Consider the following 19,851-nt stretch of genomic DNA (forward strand, 5'->3'; position numbering starts at 1 on the left):
GGCATGGGCCTGCCGGTGCCCGGATCGCGCCCGCGGGGGCCGGGCTGGTACCGCGCGCAGCTGACGCGTCTGTTGCAGGGCTCCGGCTGGCAGGTCTGCCCGCCCGCGGAGGCCGAGGGCCTCTTGCGGCAGCTGCTGCGCGAGCGGCCGGAAGCGGGGGGGCTGCCGCTGGCCATCCTCGCGCGCGACAGCGCCAGCGATGCGGTGCTGATTTTGCATGATGCCGCGCCGCCGGAGGTCCGGCTGGTGCAGCTCAGCTGGGCCGACGCGGACCGGGGCTGGCAGCAGAGCATGCTTTTGCCCGACTGGGCGGATTGGGCGCGGGCGCTGCCACGCTGACCCCCCGGCTGATCACTGGGGTGGTCACTGGGGCGGTCACTCTGGCGGGTTCTGCATCAGCACCCGGCGCGAGCCCGAGCCGAATTCCCGCCGCCAGAGCACCGTCAGCGTCACCACCGTCGCCAGCATCAGCGGCACCGGCCCGAGCAACCAGGGCAGGGTCCCCAGCGCGAAATAGATCGCCCGAAGGCCCCGGTTATAGCTTTTTGCGGCGGAAATGTTCAGCTCTGCCGCCTGCTGCGCGCGGTGTGGCGACAGCGGATCCGCGACATCATTCGGCACCGAGGCCATGGTGATCGCGCAATAGCCAAACAGCCGGTGCGACCAGACGAATTTCAAGAAGGCATTGGTGACGAACATCAGCACCGTCAGCAGCTTGGCCTCCCACAGCAGTTCCGGTGCCTGCCCGAGGGCGAGGTCATTCGCGAGGCCCGCGAGCCGCTCGGTATTGCCCAAAAGCGCCGCGCCCGAGCCGATGGCGATCATGCAGGCCGAGGCGAAGAATGTGGTGCCCTGCCGCAGGCTGTCCATGATGCCCGCGTCAAAGATGCGCGGCTGCCGGGTGATGAACTGCCGCATCCATTCGCGCCGGTAGCCCACCATCAGCTGCGAGACCGAGGGATTTCCCCGCGGCGGATGCTCGATCCGCCAGCCGATCCAGATCCAGCTGACGAGCACAAACGTCAGCGCCACCACATCCAGCGGGGTGAACGGGCCAAGCGGGTGGGTGAGGAAATCCTGCAATGTCATGGCCTCAGGATAGCGGGCGCACGTCAGGCTTGCCAGAGGTCAAAATTGGTTATATTTATTTACCAGACGGAGGAGATGCCCATGCAAATGCCGGTTCCCAACCCCGATGTGCTGGCGCGCAAGGCGGCCATCATGGCGCGCTTGCGGGCCGTTCTGCCCGCCGATGCGGTGATCGATGATCCGAATGAGACCCGCGCCTATGAATGCGATGCGCTCTCGGCCTATCGCTGTGCGCCGCTGGCGGTGGTGCTGCCGCGCACGACCGCCGAGGTCGCCGCCGCCCTGCGGGTCTGCCATGAGGAGGGGGTGCCGGTGGTGCCGCGCGGGGCGGGGACCAGTCTGGCGGGCGGCTCGATGCCCTCGGCGGATGCGGTGGTGCTGGGGGTGGCGCGGATGAACCGGGTGCTGGCGGTGGACTACGCCGACCGGGTGATCCGGGTCGAGACCGGGATCACCAATCTGGCGGTTTCGGCGGCGGTGGCGGAGGCGGGGTTCTTTTACGCGCCCGACCCCTCCAGCCAGCTGGCCTGCGCGATTGCGGGCAATATCGCGATGAATTCCGGCGGGGCGCACTGTCTGAAATATGGGGTGACGACCAATAACCTTTTGGGGGTGACGCTCGTCACCATGGCGGGCGAGGTGGTCGAATTGGGCGGCGCCTATAGCGACGCCGGGGGGCTGGACCTTCTGGGGCTGATCTGCGGCTCTGAGGGGCAGTTGGGGGTGGTGACCGAGGCCACCTTGCGGATCCTGCCCAAGCCCGAGGGCGCGCGGCCGGTCCTCATCGGGTTTGACAGCAATGAGGTGGCGGGGGCGTGCGTGGCCGATATCATCCGCGCGGGCGTGCTGCCAGTGGCGATTGAGTTCATGGACCGGCCCTGCATCCGCGCCACCGAGGATTTCGCCCATGCGGGTTATCCCGATTGCGAGGCTTTGCTGATCGTTGAGGTGGAGGGATCGGCGGCGGAGATTGCCGAGCAGCTGGCGCTGATCCGCGAGATCGCGCTGCGGCATGCGCCGGTCGAATTCCGCGAGGCGCGCAACGAGGATGAGGCGCGGCGGATCTGGCTGGGGCGGAAATCGGCCTTTGGCGCCATGGGGCAGATCAATGATTACATGTGTCTCGATGGCACGATCCCGGTCTCGGCGCTGCCCCTCGTCTTGCGGCGGATCGGTGAATTGTCGCGGGAGGCGGGGCTCGATGTGGCCAATGTGTTTCACGCGGGCGACGGGAACATGCACCCGCTGATCCTCTATAACGCCAATCTGCCGGGGGATCAGGAGCGCTGTGAGGCGCTCGGGGCCGAGATCCTGAAGCTCTGTGTGGAGGTGGGGGGATGTCTCACCGGGGAGCATGGGGTGGGGATCGAGAAGCGCGATCTGATGGTTGTGCAGTTCGCGCCCGCCGATCTCGAGGCGCAGATGCGGGTGAAGGATGTGTTTGATCCCGGCTGGTTGCTGAATGCGGCGAAGGTGTTTCCGCTGGCGGTGAGTGCCGGGCGGCGCGGGGCATGAGCGGGTGCGGCGCAAGCCGGGGGCGCTGCCCCCGGACCCCCGAGGTATTTTTGCCAAGAAGAAACGCAAGGGAAGGGTTTTGGGCATGAGGGTTCAGCGCGAAGCGGAGCTGGTCGAGGCGGTCCGTGCGGCGGCGGGGCCCGTGCAGGTGCGGGGCGGTGGGACGCGGCCCGTTGGTGCGGGCGCGGGGGAGGTGCTCGAGGTCGGGATTTCCGGGATCACGCTCTATGAGCCGGCGGCGCTGACCCTGGTGGCGGGGGCGGGAACGCCTCTGGCCGAGGTGCAGGCGGTGCTGGCGGCGGAGGGGCAGCGGCTGGCCTTTGAGCCTGCGGATTGGGGGCCGGTATTGGGGGCGGCGGGGTCCTCGACCCTGGGTGGCGTGGTGGCGGCGAATGTCTCGGGGCCGCGCCGGGTGCAGGCGGGGGCCTGTCGCGACAGTCTGATCGGGGTGCGTTTCGTCGACGGGCGCGGGGAGCTGGTGAAGAATGGCGGGCGGGTGATGAAGAACGTCACCGGCTATGATCTGGTCAAGCTGATGGCGGGGAGTTGGGGGACGTTGGGGGTGTTGAGCGAAGTGTCGTTCAAGCTTTTGCCCGTGGCCCCGGCGCAGGCGGTTCTGGTCTTGCCGGAGCTGACGGCCGGGGCGGCGGTGCCGGCGCTCTCGGCGGCTTTGGCATCGCCCTATGATGTGACGGGCGCGGGCTGGTTGCCGGGGGTGGGCGCGCTGGTGCGGCTGGAGGGGCTGGCGCAATCGGTGGCTTACCGCGCGGCGCAGCTGACGGGCGCGCTGGCGGGTTTTGGCCGCGTGGAGGCAGGGGATCCGGCGTTGTTTGACGATCTGGCGCGGGTTTCGCCGTTCATCGGGCAGGCGGGCGATCTGTGGCGGTTTTCGGTGGCCCCTTCGGCTGCACCGGGGATCATCGCGCGGCTTGGCTGTCCTGTGGTGCTTGACTGGGGCGGCGGGTTGATCTGGGCGCTCTTGCCCGAGGGGGTGGATGCGCGGGGGCGGGCGGCGCCCTACCGGGGCCATGCGACGCGGATGCGCGGCGGGCAGGGCCCGGCCTTTGAGCCGGAGGCGGCACCGGTGGCGGCGCTCTCGGCCCGGTTGCGGGCGGAATTTGACCCGCGCGGTATTCTGAATCCGGGGAGGATGGGCTGATGCAGACGCATTTCACGCCGGAGCAACTGACCGATCCGGCGATTGCCGGGGCCAACAAGATCCTGCGCGCCTGTGTGCATTGCGGCTTTTGCACGGCCACCTGTCCCAGCTATCAGGTTTTGGGTGATGAGTTGGACAGCCCGCGCGGCCGCATCTATCTGATCAAGGAGATGCTGGAGAGCGGGCGCCCCGCCGATGCCCGAACGGTCAAGCACATCGACCGTTGCCTCTCCTGTCTCGCCTGCATGACCACCTGCCCCTCGGGCGTGCATTACATGCATCTGATCGATCAGGCGCGGGCCTATATCGAGAAAACCTATCGGCGACCTTGGCATGACCGGGGCTTGCGCTGGGTGTTGGCGAAAATTCTGCCCTATCCGGGGCGGTTCCGGCTGGCGCTTGCGGGGGCAAAGCTGGCGCGGCCCTTGGCGCGGTTCATGCCCGATCCGCGGTTGCGGGCGATGCTGGAGATGGCGCCGCGGAAGGTGCCCCCCGTCAGCCGCAATGATGATCCGCAGAGTTTTGCGCCCAAGGGGGCGCGGCGCTACCGGGTCGCCCTGCAGACCGGTTGCGCGCAAAAGGCGCTGAACACCGACATCAACGACGCGACCATCCGTTTGTTGCGGCGGCTGGGCTGCGAGGTGGTGGTGCCGGAGAAGCTTGGCTGTTGCGGGGCGCTCGCGCATCACATGGGGCGTGAGGGCGAGGCCCATGCGCAGGCGGGCGGCAATATCGCGGCCTATCTGGCGGCCGGAGAGCTGGATGCGATCATCATCAACACCTCGGGCTGCGGCACCACGGTGAAGGATTATGGCCATATGTTCGCCCGCACGCCGCAGGAAGCCGCGGCGCAACGGGTGGCGGGGCTGGCCTGCGACATCAGCGAATTTCTCGAGCGGATCGGCCTGCCGGAGGCGGTCCGGGAGGAGGCGCGGGGGCTGCGGGTGGCCTATCATTCGGCCTGCTCGCTGCAGCATGGGCAGCAGGTGAAAACCGCGCCGAAAACCCTGTTGGCGCAGGCGGGGTTCACCGTGCTGGAACCCAGCGATCCGCATCTGTGCTGTGGGTCGGCGGGCACCTATAACCTGTTGCAGCCCGAGATTTCGGCCGAGCTGAAGCGGCGCAAGGTGGCGACGCTGGAGGCCAGGTCGCCACAGGTGATCGCGGCGGGCAATATCGGCTGCATGATGCAGATCGGCTCGGGCACCGGGGTGCCGGTGGTGCATACGGTGGAACTCCTTGACTGGGCGCTGGGCGGGCCGGTGCCGCGTGCCCTTGCGCCTGCTTTCGGAGAGGGCGACAAGCCGGGATATTTGCCGTAATTCTGCCCCATCCCCCGGTTACGGCGGATGCCAAGACCGAGGAGATCCGATGCCGCGCCTGCCGAAAATGCCCTATCCCCTGCGCCGCGCGTTGATTCTGGCGGGCGTTCTCGCGGGGCTGTGCGGCGCAGCCGCCGTGCAGGCCGAGCAAAGCGGGCTGCGGCGGCTGTCCACCGGCGATGACAGCCGGGGATGGGAGGCCGTCGGGCGGCTGAATTTCGGGCATGAGGCCTTTTGCACCGGCGCACTGATCGCGCCCAATCTGGTGTTGACGGCGGCGCATTGTCTCTATTCCAAGGCCACGGGCGAGATGGTGGACCCGAAGGATGTCGAGTTTCTGGCGGGGTGGCGCGACGGCCGGGCGGCGGCCTATCGCGGCGCGAAACGGGTGATCGTGGATGCCGACTATGACTATGGAAATACGGATAAAATGGCCCGTGTCGCCTCGGATCTGGGGCTGATCGAGCTGGATCAGCCGATCCGGCTGCCCTCGCTGCAGCCCTTACCGCTGGGCGAGGATCTGTTCAAGGGCGAGGAAGTGGGCGTGGTTTCTTATGCGCATGACCGCTCGGAAGCGCCCAGCCTGCAAAGCCTCTGCACCGTGCTCAACCGCGCGGGCGGTGTGGCGCTGATGTCTTGTGCGGCGGATTTCGGCACGTCGGGGGCGCCGGTTTTTGCCCAGAGGGACGGGCGGCCCGAGATTGTCGCTGTGGTCTCGGCCAAGGCGGAGCTGGATGGGCAGCCGGTCTCGCTCGGGGCCGGGGTGGCGCCGGTGGCGGCGCTGCGCGCGCGGCTGGAGACCCCTCGGGGCGGCGTCAGCGCAGGCCGGTCGCGCGACACCGGGGCCAAGTTCCTGCGGCCCTGAGCGCCGCGCGTTTTCGCATGGCCGGGCGCATCGAAGCATCGGCGGCGGGACGGGTGTTGCCCCCCGGGGCAGACCGGCGCGCAGGCGGCACGCGGGGGCCTTCTGCGCCCCGCTGAAAATGCGTATGCGACCCTTGAACGCGGCCAAAACCCTTCCCACCTATCCGATACGGGGTGCCATGACGGGCCCCGGATATCCTGCCCTGCCCGTGACGGGAGGGCGTTCCCTTATCGCTCAACCGAGGATGAGACATGCGTAATTTTGACCTTGCTCCGCTCTACCGTGCCACTGTCGGCTTTGACCGCATCGCCGATATGATGGACCGCGCGCTGGCCGCCGATGTAGCCCAGCCCACCTATCCCCCCTACAACATCGAAAAGACCGGCGAGAATGCCTATCGCATTTCGGTCGCCGTGGCGGGCTTTGCCGCCGATGACCTCGCGGTGGAACTCCGCGAAGGCGCGCTGATTGTCTCGGCCAAAAAGGCCGCGGATGAGAGCGACAAAAGCTATCTGCACCGTGGCATCGCCACCCGCGCGTTCGAGCGCCGCTTTGCGCTGGCCGATCACGTCCGTGTCGAGGGCGCGACCCATGTGAACGGCATGCTGCACATTGATCTGATCCGCGAAGTGCCCGAGGCGCTGAAACCCCGCCGGATCGAGATTTCGCGGCCCGATACGCTGGAAGGCTCGGCCGTGCTGACGCAACAGGGCGCGTAAAGGCGCGCGCTGCGGCACATGGGAATGTTTGGGGCGCGGGGGGCAATCCTCCGCGCCTTTTTCATGTCGCGGGTGGGTTCTGCGGCGTCGTGCGGGCGCGCGCCTCTTGCCTCCCCGGCGGGCAGACAATATGGCCAAGGGCGGGGCGTCGCCCCTCTCGCGGGCGCTATGGGGCAGGGGTTTATGCAGGACCGGGATCCGATGATCCTTTTTGAGGCGGGGCCCCTGGGGGCCGAGGCGGGCGGCACTTTGTTCCGCGCGCCCCTCCGCGTGATCCGTGCCGAAACCCTCGCCGGTCTGCCCGCCGCTTTTGCCGCGATGGAGGCGGCGCGGGCCGAGGGGCTGTGGCTCGCGGGCTATGCGAGCTATGAGCTGGGGCTGGCGCTCGACCCGAAACTGCGCCCGCTGTTGCCGGAGGCGCGCGACGTGCCCCTGCTGCATTTCGCGGCCTTTGAGGCGCCCGAGCAGGGCACGGCCCTGCCCGCCCCGGTACCGGGGGCGCTGGCCGAAATCTCGACCCCGACGCCCGTCTGGGATCTGCCGCGCTACCGGCAAGCCTGTGAGCGGGTGCTCGACTATATCGGCGCGGGCGACATCTATCAGGCCAATCTGACCTTTCCGCTGCAGGCCGAGGTGCGGGGCACACCGCTGGATCTCTGGCACGCGCTGGTGGCGCGGCAGCCGGTCTCGCAGGGCGCGCTGGTCGATCTCGGCGGGCCGGTGATCCTGTCGCGCTCGCCGGAATTGTTCTTTGCAATCAAGGATGGGGTGATTTCCACCCGGCCGATGAAGGGCACACTCCCGCGCAGTGGCGATGCGGTGCAGGATGCTGAAAACGCCCGCTGGCTGGCGGCGGACCCGAAAAACCGCGCCGAAAACCTGATGATCGTCGATCTTTTGCGCAACGACCTGTCGCGGATTTCCGAGGTGGGCAGCGTCAAGGTGCCCGCGCTGTTCGAGGTCGAGCACTATGCCACCGTGCTGCAAATGGTCTCACGCGTGGAGGCGCGGGTGTTGCCCGGGCTGCGGCTGGCCGATCTTTTCACCGCGCTCTTCCCCTGCGGCTCGGTCACCGGCGCGCCGAAGATTCGCGCGATGCAGATCATCCATGAGCTGGAGGCCGGGCCGCGCGGTGCCTATTGCGGCTCGGTTGGCTGGATCGCCCCCTTAGGCGGCGACCGGGCGGGGGATATGGAATTCAACGTGGCGATCCGCACCCTGACCCTGCCGGGCGACGGCAGCGCGCGGCTGAATGTCGGCGGTGGTGTCGTATGGGACAGCACGCCCGAGGCGGAATATGAGGAGGCGCTGTGGAAGACCCGTTACGCGCTGATCTGACCCCGGATCTGGGGATCATCGAGACATTTGCCGCCCGCGCGGGCAGCTTTCCCCGGCTGGCGCGGCATCTGGCGCGGATGGAGGGCACCGCCGCGCGGCTGGGCTATGGCTTTGACCGCGCCGAGGTGGACCGGTTGCTGGCCAGCCTGCCGCCCGGCGATCTGCGGGTGCGGCTGTTGCTGGCGCCCACAGGGCCGTCGATCAGCCACGGCGCGCTGACGCCCAATCCGGCCCTTTGGCATCTGGCCTATGCGGGAGAGCCGCTCGTGGCGGATGATCCGTGGCTGCAGGTGAAAACCACCCGCCGCGCGCTCTATGACCGGGCGCGGGCGGCGCTGCCCGCAGGCGTGGATGAGATGGTTTTTCTCAACACACGCGGCGAGATCTGTGAGGGGACGATCACCAATCTTTTCGCGCGAAGTGACGGGGTCTTGCTAACCCCGCCGCTGGCCTCGGGCCTGCTGCCCGGCTGTCTGCGCGCCGAACTCCTGGAGGCGGGGGCCGCGCGGGAGGCGGTGCTGCGGCCCGATGATCTGGCCGGGCTGCCGCTTTTCATGGGAAACTCCCTGCGCGGGTTGATTCCGGCGGCGTTCTGACGCCTAGAACCGTTTGCGCGCCCGCAAAGCCGCCTGAATCGTCCCGTCGTCAAGATAATCCAGCTCTCCCCCGATTGGTACGCCCTGCGCGAGGCTGGTGACGGCGACATCGCTCCCCTCCAGCGCCTCGGCGATGTAATGCGCGGTGGTCTGCCCCTCGACCGTGGCATTGAGGGCGAGGATCACCTCACGCACCCCCTGCTCGCGAATGCGCGCCAGCAGGCGGGGAATGCCCAATTCATCCGGCCCCACTGATTCCAGCGCCGAGAGCGTGCCGCCCAGCACGTGATAGCGGCCCTTGAAGGCCTGACCGCGCTCCATCGCCCAAAGGTCGGCGACATCTTCGACCACGCAGATCTCGGTGTCGAGGCGGCGGGTGTCCTTGCAGATGTCACAGATATCGGCGGTGGCGATGTTGCGGCAAATGGCACATTCGCGGGCGGTTTCCGCCACATGCCCCATGATCACCGCCATCGGCGCCATCAGCGCGCCGCGCTTCTGGATCAGATGCAGCACCGCGCGCCGGGCCGAACGTGGCCCCAGCCCCGGCAGCCGCGCCATCAGCGCGATCAGCGTCTCGATCTCATCGCGCGCGGCGGCCATCGCGGTGTCAGAACGGCAGGTTCATGTCGGCGGGCAGACCCAGTTCCGACGAGAGTTTCTGCATCTCCGACTGGGTCTTTTCGGCGGCGCGTTTCTGCACATCCTTGATCGCGGCGAGGATCAGATCCTCGACCACTTCCTTGTCCTCGGCCTTGAAGATCGCAGGGTCAATTTTCAGCCCGGTCAGCTCACCCTTGGCGGTGGCTTCGGCCCGCACAAGGCCCGCGCCGGATTCGCCGGTGACGATGGTCTGCGCCAGATCCTCATGCAGGCGCGTCATTCGCTCCTGCATGTCTTTCGCAGCCTTCATCATCTTGGCCATGTCACCCATGCCGCCCAAACCTTTGAACATCTTCGTCTCCTAATTGTCCTCGAAGGGATCCCATTCGTCTTCGACCTCGGGCAGGGCTTCGGCCTGCGCGCTGGCCTGCAAGGCCTCGGCCGAGCGGATCTCGCTGAATTTCGCGCCCGGGAATGCGGCAAAGATCGCCTGAACGGCGGGGTTTTCCAAGGCGATGGCCTCGGCCGCGCGGCGTTCGGTGTCGCGCAATTCGGCCAGCGTTGCCGCCCCGCCACTGCTGACCACCGAGACGCCCCAGCGCTGATTGGTCCATCCCTGCAGGCGTCCGGCCAAAGTCGCGGCCAGATCGCGCGGCGCATCTTCGGTCGGCTGGAACTCGATCCGCCCGGGCGCATAGCGCACCAGCCGCAGATGGTTCTCGACCTCCATCAGCAGTTTGACATCCCGCATCCGGCGGATCAGCTCGACCACATCCTCAAAGGTGACAAAGCGCGCGAGCGCCTCGGGCGCCAGCGCCATTGCCGTGGCGGCCCCGCCCTGCTGGCCCGCCGAAACCTGCTGCCGCGCCACGGCCTGCGTGCCGCCCTGCGCCATCATCCCCGTGCTGCCGCCCGACCCACCGGGCCCGCCCGCCGGCGTGCCATTGGCCGAGGGGCCGGGGCCCTGCTGGATGCGCTTCATCAGCGCCTCCGGGTCCGGCAGATCGGCGACATGGGTCAGCCGGATCAGCGCCATTTCGGCGGCCATCATCGCATTCGGTGCGGCGGCCACTTCCTCCAGCGCCTTCAGCAGCATCTGCCACATCCGCGTCAGCACCCGCATCGGCACGGCGGCGGACATCGCCTGCCCGCGCGCGCGCTCATCGGGGGGAATCGTCGGGTCTTCGGCGGCTTCCGGGGTGATCTTGATCACCGAAATCCAATGGGTGATCTCGGCCAGATCGCGCAGCACCGCCATCGGATCGGCGCCATCGGCATATTGGCCCGACAGCTCGGTCAGCGCCGCCGCCGCCTCGCCCTTCAGGATCATGTCAAAGAGGTCGAGCACCCGGCCCCGGTCGGCCAGCCCCAGCATGGCGCGCACCTGATCGGCGCTGGTCTCGCCCGCGCCATGCGCAATCGCCTGATCCATCAGGCTCATCGCGTCGCGGACCGAGCCTTCGGCGGCGCGAGTGATCAGCGCAAAGGCATCCTCTGCCAGGCTGGCGTTTTCCAGCCCGGCGATGCGCGCCAGATGCGCCATCATCACCTCCGGCTCGATCCGTTTCAGGTCAAACCGCTGGCAGCGCGACAGCACGGTGACCGGCACCTTGCGGATCTCGGTGGTGGCAAAGATGAATTTCACATGCGCGGGCGGCTCTTCCAGCGTCTTCAACAAAGCGTTGAAGGCGGAGGTGGAGAGCATATGCACTTCGTCGATGATATAGACTTTGTAGCGGGCCGAGGCGGCGCGGTAATGCACGCTCTCGATGATCTCGCGGATGTCGCCCACCCCCGTGCGCGAGGCGGCGTCCATCTCCATCACATCGACATGGCGGCCTTCGGCAATCGCCTTGCAATTGTCGCAGACAAGGCAAGGCTCGGTGGTCGGCCCGCCATTGCCATCGGGGCCGGTGCAGTTCAGACCTTTGGCGATGATGCGGGCGGTGGTGGTTTTGCCTACCCCGCGCACCCCGGTCATCACGAAAGCATGGGCGATCCGGTTGGCGGCAAAGGCGTTTTTCAGCGTCCGCACCATGGCTTCCTGTCCGATCAGATCGGCAAAGGTCGCGGGGCGGTATTTGCGGGCCAGAACCTGATAGCCGGTCTCGGTCGTCTCTGCCATGGGGCGCTCCTCGGGGTCGGGCGCAGTCTAGTCGGGCGCGGGGGCAAGAACAACCCGCCCTGCCGCCGGGGCGGTCTCACATCAATGCGAAAGAGAGGGGAGGGTGAGAGGCTGGACAACGACCCAAGCGGGGCTCGTTACGGCTGCTTCCTTCCGGACCTGACCGGGTTGGCGAGGCGCTCGCCCGCGCCAACCTCTCACCGGGGGATATAGGCGGGGAAATCCGGGATTGCAAGAATGCTCTTGGGCTTTGCCTGATTGAAAATATCCCCGCCGGAGGCTCCCCTGATGGTCACGGGTGCCTCCGGCGGGGATATTTGGAACGAAGCAATGGGGTGGTGTCGGTTCCTGGACGGGCGGGGGTCAGCCCTGCGGGCGCTCGGCCCAGCCCGCGAAGATGCGTTCGAGGGCGACGACGGCGTAGTAGAGCAGGATGCCGAGGGCGGCGAGGGCGATGAGGACGGCGAACATCAGGGGGTAGTCGCCGTTGGTCTCGCCGGATTTGAACAAGGCGCCAAGGCCGCGGCCATGCGGGCTGACGATTTCCACGAGGTTGGTGCCGATGAAGGCCAAGGTGACCGCGACTTTCAGCGCGCCAAAGAACTCGGGCAGGGTTTTCGGCAGTGCGATCTTGCGAAAAATGGTGAAGCGGCTGGCGCCGAGCGCGCGCAGGATATCGCGGTATTCCGGTTCCAGCGTCGAGAGGCCGATCCCGACCGAGACCGCGATCGGGAAGAAGGAAATCATGAAGGCCATCAGCACGGTGTTGAAATCATGCTGGCCGATGAAGATCAGCGAAATCACCGGCACCAATGTTGCCTTGGGCACCGCGTTGAAGCCGACGAGCAGCGGGTAGAGGGCTTCGCGGGCGAGGCGGGAAAAGCCCATCACCATGCCAAGGCCGGTGCCGAAGAGCACTGCGAGGCCGAGGCCGAGGACGGTGCGCCAGAGGGTCTGCCAGCCCATCACCAGAAACAGCTCGCGGTATTTCCAGAAGGCGGGCGGCAGGTCCGAGGGGGAGGCCATTTTGTAATTCGGCCAGCCGTTTGCCCATACGAGAAGTTCCCACAGGCAGAGGAAGGCGATGATCGCGCCGAGGGGGACGGCGATTTTGCGCAGGGTCTCCATCAGTGACCGTCCCTTCCTTGCGCGATGCGGATCTGGTCGCGCAGCACATGCAGCATCTCGGTCGCCTCAGGCGTGTAGAGGATGTCGATCTTACGGTCGGCGGGCAGGGTGACATCCAGCACATATTGCGTTTTCGCCGGGCGGCCGGAGAGCACGATGACCTGATCGCCCAGAAACACGCTTTCGCGCAGGTCATGGGTGATCAGCACGCAGGTGAAGGGCTCGGCGGCGCGCAGGTCGCGCATGGTTTGCCACAGATCCTCGCGGGTGAAATTGTCCAGCGCGCCAAAGGGTTCGTCCATGATCAGCACGTCGGGTTTGTGCACGATGGCACGGCAGAGGCTGGCGCGTTGCCGCATGCCGCCGGACAGCTCGGAGGGGCGTTTGCCCTCAAAGCCCTTCAGGCCGACCATTTCCAGCAGATGCGTGGCGCGGGCCTCGCGGTCAGATTTCGCCATGCCGGGGGCGACGATTTCCAGGGGCAGCATGACATTTTCAAGAATGCTCCGCCACTCGAGCAGCACCGGGTTCTGAAACGCCATGCCCACCGTCTTGCGCGGGCTGGTCACCTTTTGCCCGTGCAGCCAGACCTCGCCCTGATCGGGTTTCATCAACCCGGCCACCAGCCGCGTCAGCGTGGATTTGCCGCAACCCGAAGGGCCGACCACCGCGCAAAAGGCCCCTTCGGGCACCGAGACATCGAGGCCGTTCAGCACCGGCAGCGGGCCTGCCTTGGTCTGATAGGCATGGCTCACGCCCTTGATTTCAATCAAATTCTGCATGGAAATTCCTGCCGGCCCAAGGGGAGGGGCGCCCGCGCGCGGGCACCCCGAAGGGGGTTATTGCAGCATCAGGCTGCCGTCGGTGGGCAGGTAGCTCGGGTCGAAATAAAGCGCCGCATCGGCCGGGTTGGTGAAGGTGTAGACCGATTTCGTCTGCTCGATCGCCTTCTCCATCCGGGCCGGATCAACGCCGCCGATCCCGTGTTCCTTGACGTAATCGGTCAGCACATCATCGGCGGTCGCCATCGTCAGGCGCTCGGTTTCCAGCGCGGGATCTGCGGCGGGGTTGCGCGCGATCAGCGCGTCCACGGCCGCCGCGGGATCGGCAATGCTGTCTTTCCAGCCCTTGGCAACCGCCCGGATAAAGCCGGTGACCGCTGCCGGATTGGCCTTGGCGAAATCGGTGTTCACGATCACCGCATTGCCATAAAGCGCCACGCCATGATCGGCCATCAGGATCGTCGAGATGTCATCCATCGGCACGCCCAGACGCTTCAGATTCAGCGTCGAGGTGAAGGAGAAACCGGTGATCGAGGCCACTTTCCCCTCGGCCAGCATCGGTTCGCGCACCGGGAAACCCACCGGCTCGACCGTGATCGTGCTCATGTCGATGCCGTTTTCAGCGGCAAAGATCGGGAATTGCGCCCAGGCGCCATCGGGCGGCGGCGCGCCGAGCACCTTGCCCGGCAGGTCGGCGGGCGTGGTGACGCCGAGCGATTTGCGGCCGATGACCGCGAAGGGCGGCTTGTCATAGACCATCATCACCGCCGTCACCGGCGCGCCGGGGTTCTGGTCGAGAAAGCGCATCAGGCTGTTGATATCGGCAAAGCCGACCGGAAACGCCCCCGTCGCCACTTTCGGAATCGCATCGAGCGAGCCTGCGCCTTCGGAAATCTCAACTTTCAGATCCTCGGCGGCGAAATAGCCCTTGTCCAGCGCCACGAAATAGGGCGCGGCGGGGCCTTCGAATTTCCAGTCTAGGGCGAAGGGCATGGCGGTTTCGGCCTGCGCGGCCAGCGGCAGCACAAAGCTGGCGGCGGTCAGGCCAACAGTCAGAACGGCGGCAATCTTGCGGTGGAACACGGTCACTCTCCCATGATGATGCCTGCATTCTGGCGCGCCATCCGGAGGGCGGCGAGGGATGCGGCAGAGCGACCTTGGGGAACTGCGGAGTTTCGGTCAAAAAATGGGCATTTGCCGCGCGGCTGTGCAAAATTTCCGCGCATGCGGAAGCCATGGTTGCTCAGAGCTGGATTCGGTAGCGCTGAAAGCCGGTTGGGGCCAGATCCAGCGGTGTGATCTCAATGCCGCTGACCTGCGGCAAATAGCCAACTGCCTCGGGCGAGGTTTCATAGAGCACGCTGGTGCCCGGCTCGCGGGCAAAGCGCCAGGTGTCCGGGGTGACGGGGTCGAGGGTGCCGACGTCGCTCAGATATTGGGTGACCAGATCGCGGTTGGCATGGCGGCTGGTGTAGATGACATTCTCGGCGGCGGCCCCCGGAAACCGGCCCACGCCGGACACCCGGTAGCTGTTGGAGGCAAGGATAAAGCGATCCCCGGGGGTGACCAGGCGGCCGTTGCAGCGCAGATCGGTGATCCGGCGCGCGTCCGGGGCGACCAGCTGCCCGGCGGGGGTGAAGCGGGCCGGTTGCGTCAGGTCGATCGCATAGGTCAGCCCGTCGATCACATCGAAATTGTAGCAGGGAAAATCGGGGTCGATCAGCAGCGCATCCTGGGCACCAGGGGTGATGCGGTGAAAGACACCGGCGGCGCGCTCCAGCCAGCCCGCGATTTCGGCCCCGGTCAGGCAGAGAGCACGGATCGTGTTGGGGAAAAGATAGAGGTCGGCGATGTTGCGCAGGGCGACATTCCCGGCGGGAATATGGGTGTAATGCTCGGGCCCGCCGCGCCCGCCGCATTTGAACGGGGCGACGGCGGCCAAGATCGGCAGCGCGGCATGGTCGGTATCGGCCAGCGCCACCTGCAGATGGCGGCGCTGTGCTTCGGCGATCAGATGCAGGGCGGGATCATTGGCGGCCAGCGCAAAATAGCTTGAGAGCGGCCGGGTGATCCGCCCCACCGGACGGCGGATATAGGTGAGCGTGCGGCCATGCGCCTCGGCGACGCTGGCCATCACGGCGGCGACGGGTTCGGTCAGCGGCTGCGCGGTGCCGTTCTCATCGCGGCGCGACACGGCGCGCGCTTCGACCCGGCTGTGGCCCACCTGCCACCGACCCTCCGCGTCCCGCGCGAGCGCCAGATCGATCACCCCCAGATGCGAGCCCCAAAAGCCCGGCATCACCGAGGGCGTGCCAAAGATCAGCCCGGTGGCATGCGCCACACCGGGGCCACCGGCGCCGGGGGTGGCGTCATCGGGGGTCGGGAAGGCGTGGTGGCAATGGCCCAGCACCAGCGCGTCGATGCCGGGCACCCGGGCCAGCGGCAGGGCGGCGTTTTCCTGCCCCGGGATATGCTCGGCCTGCCCGATCCCGGTATGGGCGAGCACCACCACCACATCCGCGCCGCGCCGCCGCAGTTCGGGCACCCAGATTTGTGCGGTCTCGGTGATGTCGCGGATCTCGACCCGGCCCGCCAGCTGATCATGGTCCCATTGCACGGTTTGCGGCGGCAAGAGGCCCAGCACGCCGATGGTCAGCGTCTCGGGCTGGCCCGCAGCGGTGGTGACATGGCGTTTCAAAAGCGCATAGGGCGGCAGAAAGGCCGTGTCTTCCAGCGGCGTTTCGCCCTGCTTCAGCACCAGATTGGCCGAGACGGCGGGGAAGGCCGCGCGTGCCAGCGTCTGCGACAGAAAGGTCAGGCCATAGTTGAAATCATGGTTGCCGGGGGTGACCGCGTCATAGCCGAGCAGGTTCATCGCGGTGATCATCGGATGCGCGGCACCTTCCGGCGCTTCGCCCGCCAGCGCGTAGAAATCGCCCATCGGATTGCCTTGCAGGAAATCCCCGTTGTCAAACAGCACTGTATTGGCGGCCTCGGCCCGGGCCGCCTCGATCAGCGCGGCGGTGCGGGCCAGCCCGGCGGTCGCCAGAGGGCGTTCCAGATAATAATCATGCGGCAGCACATGGGCATGCAGATCTGTCGTCGCCAGAATGCGAAGGTGAATCTGACCCTCGCCAAGGCGGGATGCGAATGGCTCCATCGGTTCTGTCTGCCTGTCCGTCTGTTCCGGTCGTGGCGCCGGATTTTCTGCTGCTCGGGCCAGCCTAGCCCTGCGCCGCCCCTATCGCCATACGCAAATCGTTCCGGGGCGCGAAAATGCAGCCCGCAGTTGCATTTCTGTTAGCGCCTGAAATCGGCGGGCCCATCGGGCAGCGGGCTTGGCGGGGCGGGAGAGGGCGCGCGACGGATGGCGGGGGGCTGGCGGCGGGCGGCGCGGGCTGGCAAGATCGCCGAAACGCCGGGATGCCGCGGCCCTGTCACCGGCAGAAACATGAGGGAATGCAGATGGATGACTTTCACCCCAATGTCGCGGCACCGGCCTTTACCGGGGGTCTGCTCGCGCGGCAGGCCGAGCGGCGGGGGCAGGCGGGTGCGATCCTTGGCGATCCGCGCGCAAGGGTGCTGCCGCTCTGGCGCGGACGCGTGTTGATGGCGCAGGAGAACGCGGCGGGCGCGCCGCTCTCCGGGGGCGGGGATGCGCCTGCGGCCGGGGGCCGGATCATGCTGGCCGGGGTGGCGCCGGGCCATGCGGTGTTGGCCGAAGCGCGGGAGGCGCCGGTGTTTCTGGGCGCCGATGCCATGGGCGCGCCCTGGTTCGCGCAGGATATTTCGGACTGGACACCCGAGGGCGCCTTGCCCGACATGACCGCCTTTTTTGATCCGACGGCGGTGCAGCATCCGGCGCTGCCGCCGCACTGGGCCTTTGGCGAATTGCGCGGCGCCATGCTGGCGCTCAGCCCGCTGGAGGCCGAGATCGCCGCCACCGCCCGCGCGATTTTGCATTGGCACGAAAGCCACCGTTTTTGTGCCCGCTGCGGCCAGCCCTCGGCGCCGGTCGAGGGCGGCTGGCAACGCCGCTGCCCGGCCTGCAACGCCGGGCATTTCCCGCGCACGGACCCGGTGGTCATCATGCTGGTGACACAGGGAAATGCCGCCCTTTTGGGTCGCTCGCCCGCCTGGCCGGAGGGGATGTATTCCTGTCTGGCGGGGTTCATGGAGCCGGGCGAAACGATGGAGGCCGCCGTGGCGCGCGAAGTGATGGAGGAAACCGGCGTCCAAGTCGGGGCGGTGCGCTATGTCACCAGCCAGCCCTGGCCGTTTCCCGCCTCGCTGATGCTGGGCTGCCGCGCCGAGGCGCTGGACCGCGCGCTCACGCTGGATCCGGTCGAGATCGAGGATGCGCTCTGGGTGAGCCGCGAAGAACTGACAGAGGTCTTTGCCGGCACCCATCCGCGCATCCGTCCGCCCCGAAAAGGCGCAATTGCAGAATATCTGATGCGCCAATGGCTTGCCGACCGCCTGTAATCGGGTAGAAGCCGAAGACGCGTGGGTTTGTGCAAGGGGTGAGCGATGAAATTTTCCAGCCGGGAAGATCTGGAGGCAGAGGCCCCCTTCATCTTTGATCAGCTGTCCGATTTCAGCGGCTTTGAGCATATGGCCCGGCGGCGTGGCGTGCAGAGCAAACGTCTGGATGCATTGCAAAGCACCGGGCCGGGGATGTCCTGGGATATCGGCTTTCGCTTTCGCGGCAAGGCGCGGACGCTCATTCTGGATCTGACCCGTTTTGAACGGCCCGAATGCATCGGGTTCAACGGGGAATCGGGCAGTTTCAATCTGGTCGCTTTGGTGACGGTGGTGGCGCTGTCGCCCAAACGCTGCCGAATCATCGTGGAGCTGGAGTTGCGCCCGCGCAGCCTGGGCGCGCGGCTGATGCTGCAATCGGCACGGCTGGGCAAGGCCGCGCTGACGCGCAAATTTGCCGAACGCGTGCAGCTTTTGGCGCAAGAGCTGGAGGCCCGCGCGCAAAAGGCGCGCTCGGCCTGAAGGTCTTGCGGCCTCAGATTTCCGAGCGCAGCGGATCGGCGGGATAGACCCCGATGATCTCGAGCTTGGAGGTGAAATAGCGCAATTCCTCCAGCGCGCGCTGTACATGTGCGTCATCGGGATGGCCCTCGATATCGGCATAGAACTGCGTAGCGGTGAAGGAGCCGCCCACCATATAGCTCTCCAGCTTGGTCATGTTGACGCCATTGGTGGCAAAGCCGCCCATCGCTTTATACAGCGCGGCGGGAATGTTGCGGACCTGAAAGACAAAGGTGGTGATCATCCCGTGATCGCCCCGGCGCGTGAGGTCGGCCTCATGGCCCATCACCAGAAAACGTGTGGTGTTATGGGCATGGTCCTCGATGTGGCGGGCCAGAATGTTCAGCCCGTTGATCTCGGCGGCCAGATCCGAGGCCAGCACGCCGGTGCTGCGCTCGCCGCTGACCGCCAGTTCGGCGGCCGCGCCCGCGCTGTCGGCCGCCGCCTCGCCGCGAATGTTGTATTTTGACAGAAAGCTCGCGGCCTGCGGCAACAGCACCAGATGCGCGCGCACCTTCTCCAGCTCCTGGATCTCGACGCCGGGCAGGGCCATCAGGCTGATGTGCACCCGCACGAAAGCCTCGCCGATGATCTTCAGCCCCGATTCCGGAAGCAGACGGTGAATGTCGGCCACGCGGCCATAGGTGGTGTTCTCGACCGGCAGCATCGCCAGATCCGCCGCCCCCGTGCGCATCGCCGCGATGACATCTTCAAAGGTGCGGCAGGGCAGGGGCTCCATCCCCGGGCAGGCATCGACACAGGCCTGATGCGAATAGGCCCCCAGATCCCCCTGAAACGCAATCTTGCCGGTGCGCGGAAAGGTCGACGGAGCGGTCAGGGGAGCGGTCATATGTCTCAGTCCTTGGTAAATCGTGGTTTTCTCGTCGGGCATGGGCTAACTATACCTTGAAAAGAGATCAGGGAAGCGGATAGATACCGCCCAGCGAAAAGCCAGACTTAGGGGCCGGATATGTTCGACACGATGACTCTCACCAAGGCGGGCGGTGCCGTGATCGGCGCGCTCCTGATCTTCCTGCTGGGCAATTGGGCGGCTGACGGCCTCTATAACATTGCCCCTGCCGCGCATGGCGAGGGTGAGGAAGTGGCGCAGGCCTATTCCATTGATACCGGTGCGGATGCTGCTGATGCGGCCCCGGCTGAAGAAGGCCCGTCCTTTGATGAAGTCTTTGCCGCCGCCGATCCGGCTGCCGGCGAGAAAGTCTTTGCCAAGTGCAAGGCTTGCCACAAAGTGGATGGCAACAATGCCACCGGCCCGCATCTGGACGGTGTGGTTGGCCGCGCTGAAGCATCGGTCGCCGATTTCGCCTATTCCGACGCGCTCAAGGGCCTCGGCGATACTTGGACCCCGGAACATCTGGACGCCTTCCTGACCAGCCCGAAAGCCTATGCACCGGGCACCAAAATGTCCTTTGCCGGTCTGCCGAAAGTGCAGGACCGCGCCAATCTGATCGCCTATCTGGCGACGCTGAACTGAGCATCTGACGCGTCGGTCAGAGCAAACCACAGATTTGAGGGCTGCTTCCCCCGGGAAGCGGCCCTTTTTCAT

General features: G+C 66.6%; 20 protein-coding genes and 1 other RNA gene. 11 read left to right on the plus strand and 10 right to left on the minus strand.

What is annotated here, in order from left to right; genetic code table 11:
- Positions 1-3: 3 nt before the first annotated feature.
- Positions 4-339 carry a hypothetical protein gene (locus ACEN2S_RS07250; protein WP_441864296.1) on the plus strand — a complete coding sequence of 112 codons (336 nt, stop codon included), beginning with the start codon at positions 4-6 and terminating at the stop codon, positions 337-339.
- A 36-nt stretch (positions 340-375) separates the two neighbouring features.
- Here the strand turns inward: ACEN2S_RS07250 and ACEN2S_RS07255 are convergent, their stop codons facing one another.
- A complete protein-coding gene (locus ACEN2S_RS07255) occupies positions 376-1,089 on the minus strand; it encodes a DUF599 domain-containing protein (protein ID WP_441864299.1) in 714 nt (237 codons plus the stop codon).
- 81 nt (positions 1,090-1,170) lie between these two features.
- On the opposite strand from ACEN2S_RS07255, the gene ACEN2S_RS07260 reads away from it, so the two are divergent.
- The 7 genes from ACEN2S_RS07260 (at position 1,171) to ACEN2S_RS07290 (ending at position 8,603) form a co-directional block, all read left to right on the plus strand.
- Entirely contained in the window at positions 1,171-2,604 is a 1,434-nt protein-coding gene (locus ACEN2S_RS07260; protein WP_441864301.1) for an FAD-linked oxidase C-terminal domain-containing protein, read from the plus strand.
- A gap of 85 nt (positions 2,605-2,689) precedes the next feature.
- Positions 2,690-3,763 (plus strand): FAD-binding protein, encoded by a 1,074-nt coding sequence (locus ACEN2S_RS07265; protein WP_441864304.1) that lies wholly within the window; start codon positions 2,690-2,692, stop codon positions 3,761-3,763.
- The gene (glcF, locus tag ACEN2S_RS07270; RefSeq protein WP_441864307.1) at positions 3,763-5,085 is read left to right on the plus strand and encodes a glycolate oxidase subunit GlcF; all 1,323 of its coding nucleotides are present in this window, start codon (positions 3,763-3,765) and stop codon (positions 5,083-5,085) included. The genes ACEN2S_RS07265 and glcF overlap by 1 nt, the downstream gene beginning before the upstream one ends.
- Positions 5,086-5,134: 49 nt before the next feature.
- On the plus strand, positions 5,135-5,950 hold the full coding sequence (locus tag ACEN2S_RS07275) for a trypsin-like serine peptidase (protein ID WP_441864310.1): 816 nt from the start codon (positions 5,135-5,137) through the stop codon (positions 5,948-5,950).
- A gap of 251 nt (positions 5,951-6,201) precedes the next feature.
- Complete coding sequence (locus ACEN2S_RS07280; RefSeq protein WP_441864313.1) at positions 6,202-6,669, plus strand: Hsp20 family protein; 468 nt, start codon at positions 6,202-6,204, stop codon at positions 6,667-6,669.
- A gap of 201 nt (positions 6,670-6,870) precedes the next feature.
- On the plus strand, positions 6,871-8,007 hold the full coding sequence (locus tag ACEN2S_RS07285) for an aminodeoxychorismate synthase component I (protein WP_441864316.1): 1,137 nt from the start codon (positions 6,871-6,873) through the stop codon (positions 8,005-8,007).
- Positions 7,980-8,603, plus strand: coding sequence for an aminotransferase class IV (locus ACEN2S_RS07290; RefSeq protein WP_441864318.1), 624 nt, complete (start codon positions 7,980-7,982; stop codon positions 8,601-8,603). Before ACEN2S_RS07285 ends, ACEN2S_RS07290 begins: the two co-directional genes overlap by 28 nt.
- 3 nt (positions 8,604-8,606) lie before the next feature.
- Here the strand turns inward: ACEN2S_RS07290 and recR are convergent, their stop codons facing one another.
- From recR to ACEN2S_RS07330, 8 genes are all read right to left on the minus strand, one after another.
- Positions 8,607-9,206 (minus strand): recombination mediator RecR, encoded by a 600-nt coding sequence (recR, locus tag ACEN2S_RS07295; RefSeq protein WP_441864321.1) that lies wholly within the window; start codon positions 9,204-9,206, stop codon positions 8,607-8,609.
- 7 nt (positions 9,207-9,213) lie between these two features.
- Positions 9,214-9,558, minus strand: a complete 345-nt coding sequence (locus ACEN2S_RS07300) for a YbaB/EbfC family nucleoid-associated protein (protein ID WP_441864324.1) — start codon at positions 9,556-9,558, stop codon at positions 9,214-9,216.
- A gap of 9 nt (positions 9,559-9,567) precedes the next feature.
- Positions 9,568-11,331, minus strand: coding sequence for a DNA polymerase III subunit gamma/tau (locus ACEN2S_RS07305; protein WP_441864327.1), 1,764 nt, complete (start codon positions 11,329-11,331; stop codon positions 9,568-9,570).
- A gap of 102 nt (positions 11,332-11,433) precedes the next feature.
- Positions 11,434-11,530, minus strand: an RNA gene (ffs, locus tag ACEN2S_RS07310) — signal recognition particle sRNA small type.
- Between the two features lie 164 nt (positions 11,531-11,694).
- On the minus strand, positions 11,695-12,459 hold the full coding sequence (locus ACEN2S_RS07315; protein ID WP_441864330.1) for an ABC transporter permease: 765 nt from the start codon (positions 12,457-12,459) through the stop codon (positions 11,695-11,697).
- On the minus strand, positions 12,459-13,241 hold the full coding sequence (locus ACEN2S_RS07320; protein WP_441864333.1) for an ABC transporter ATP-binding protein: 783 nt from the start codon (positions 13,239-13,241) through the stop codon (positions 12,459-12,461). The genes ACEN2S_RS07315 and ACEN2S_RS07320 overlap by 1 nt, the downstream gene beginning before the upstream one ends.
- Positions 13,242-13,298: 57 nt before the next feature.
- Positions 13,299-14,324 (minus strand): ABC transporter substrate-binding protein, encoded by a 1,026-nt coding sequence (locus ACEN2S_RS07325; protein WP_441864336.1) that lies wholly within the window; start codon positions 14,322-14,324, stop codon positions 13,299-13,301.
- 160 nt (positions 14,325-14,484) lie between these two features.
- Positions 14,485-16,401, minus strand: a complete 1,917-nt coding sequence (locus ACEN2S_RS07330) for a bifunctional 2',3'-cyclic-nucleotide 2'-phosphodiesterase/3'-nucleotidase (protein WP_441864339.1) — start codon at positions 16,399-16,401, stop codon at positions 14,485-14,487.
- Between the two features lie 305 nt (positions 16,402-16,706).
- On the opposite strand from ACEN2S_RS07330, the gene nudC reads away from it, so the two are divergent.
- Positions 16,707-17,726 carry an NAD(+) diphosphatase gene (gene nudC / locus ACEN2S_RS07335; protein ID WP_441864342.1) on the plus strand — a complete coding sequence of 340 codons (1,020 nt, stop codon included), beginning with the start codon at positions 16,707-16,709 and terminating at the stop codon, positions 17,724-17,726.
- Between the two features lie 45 nt (positions 17,727-17,771).
- Positions 17,772-18,245 (plus strand): SRPBCC family protein, encoded by a 474-nt coding sequence (locus tag ACEN2S_RS07340; RefSeq protein WP_441864345.1) that lies wholly within the window; start codon positions 17,772-17,774, stop codon positions 18,243-18,245.
- A gap of 13 nt (positions 18,246-18,258) precedes the next feature.
- On the opposite strand, the gene ACEN2S_RS07345 is transcribed toward ACEN2S_RS07340, so the two are convergent.
- A complete protein-coding gene (locus tag ACEN2S_RS07345; protein ID WP_441864348.1) occupies positions 18,259-19,134 on the minus strand; it encodes a prephenate dehydratase in 876 nt (291 codons plus the stop codon).
- 120 nt (positions 19,135-19,254) lie between these two features.
- On the opposite strand from ACEN2S_RS07345, the gene ACEN2S_RS07350 reads away from it, so the two are divergent.
- Positions 19,255-19,779: a c-type cytochrome gene (locus tag ACEN2S_RS07350; RefSeq protein ID WP_441864351.1), complete on the plus strand. Its 525-nt coding sequence runs from the start codon at positions 19,255-19,257 to the stop codon at positions 19,777-19,779.
- Positions 19,780-19,851: the final 72 nt, after the last annotated feature.

It is taken from the genome of Phaeovulum sp. W22_SRMD_FR3 (genome assembly GCF_052113705.1).
Classification (GTDB): Bacteria; Pseudomonadota; Alphaproteobacteria; order Rhodobacterales; family Rhodobacteraceae; genus JBGQOG01.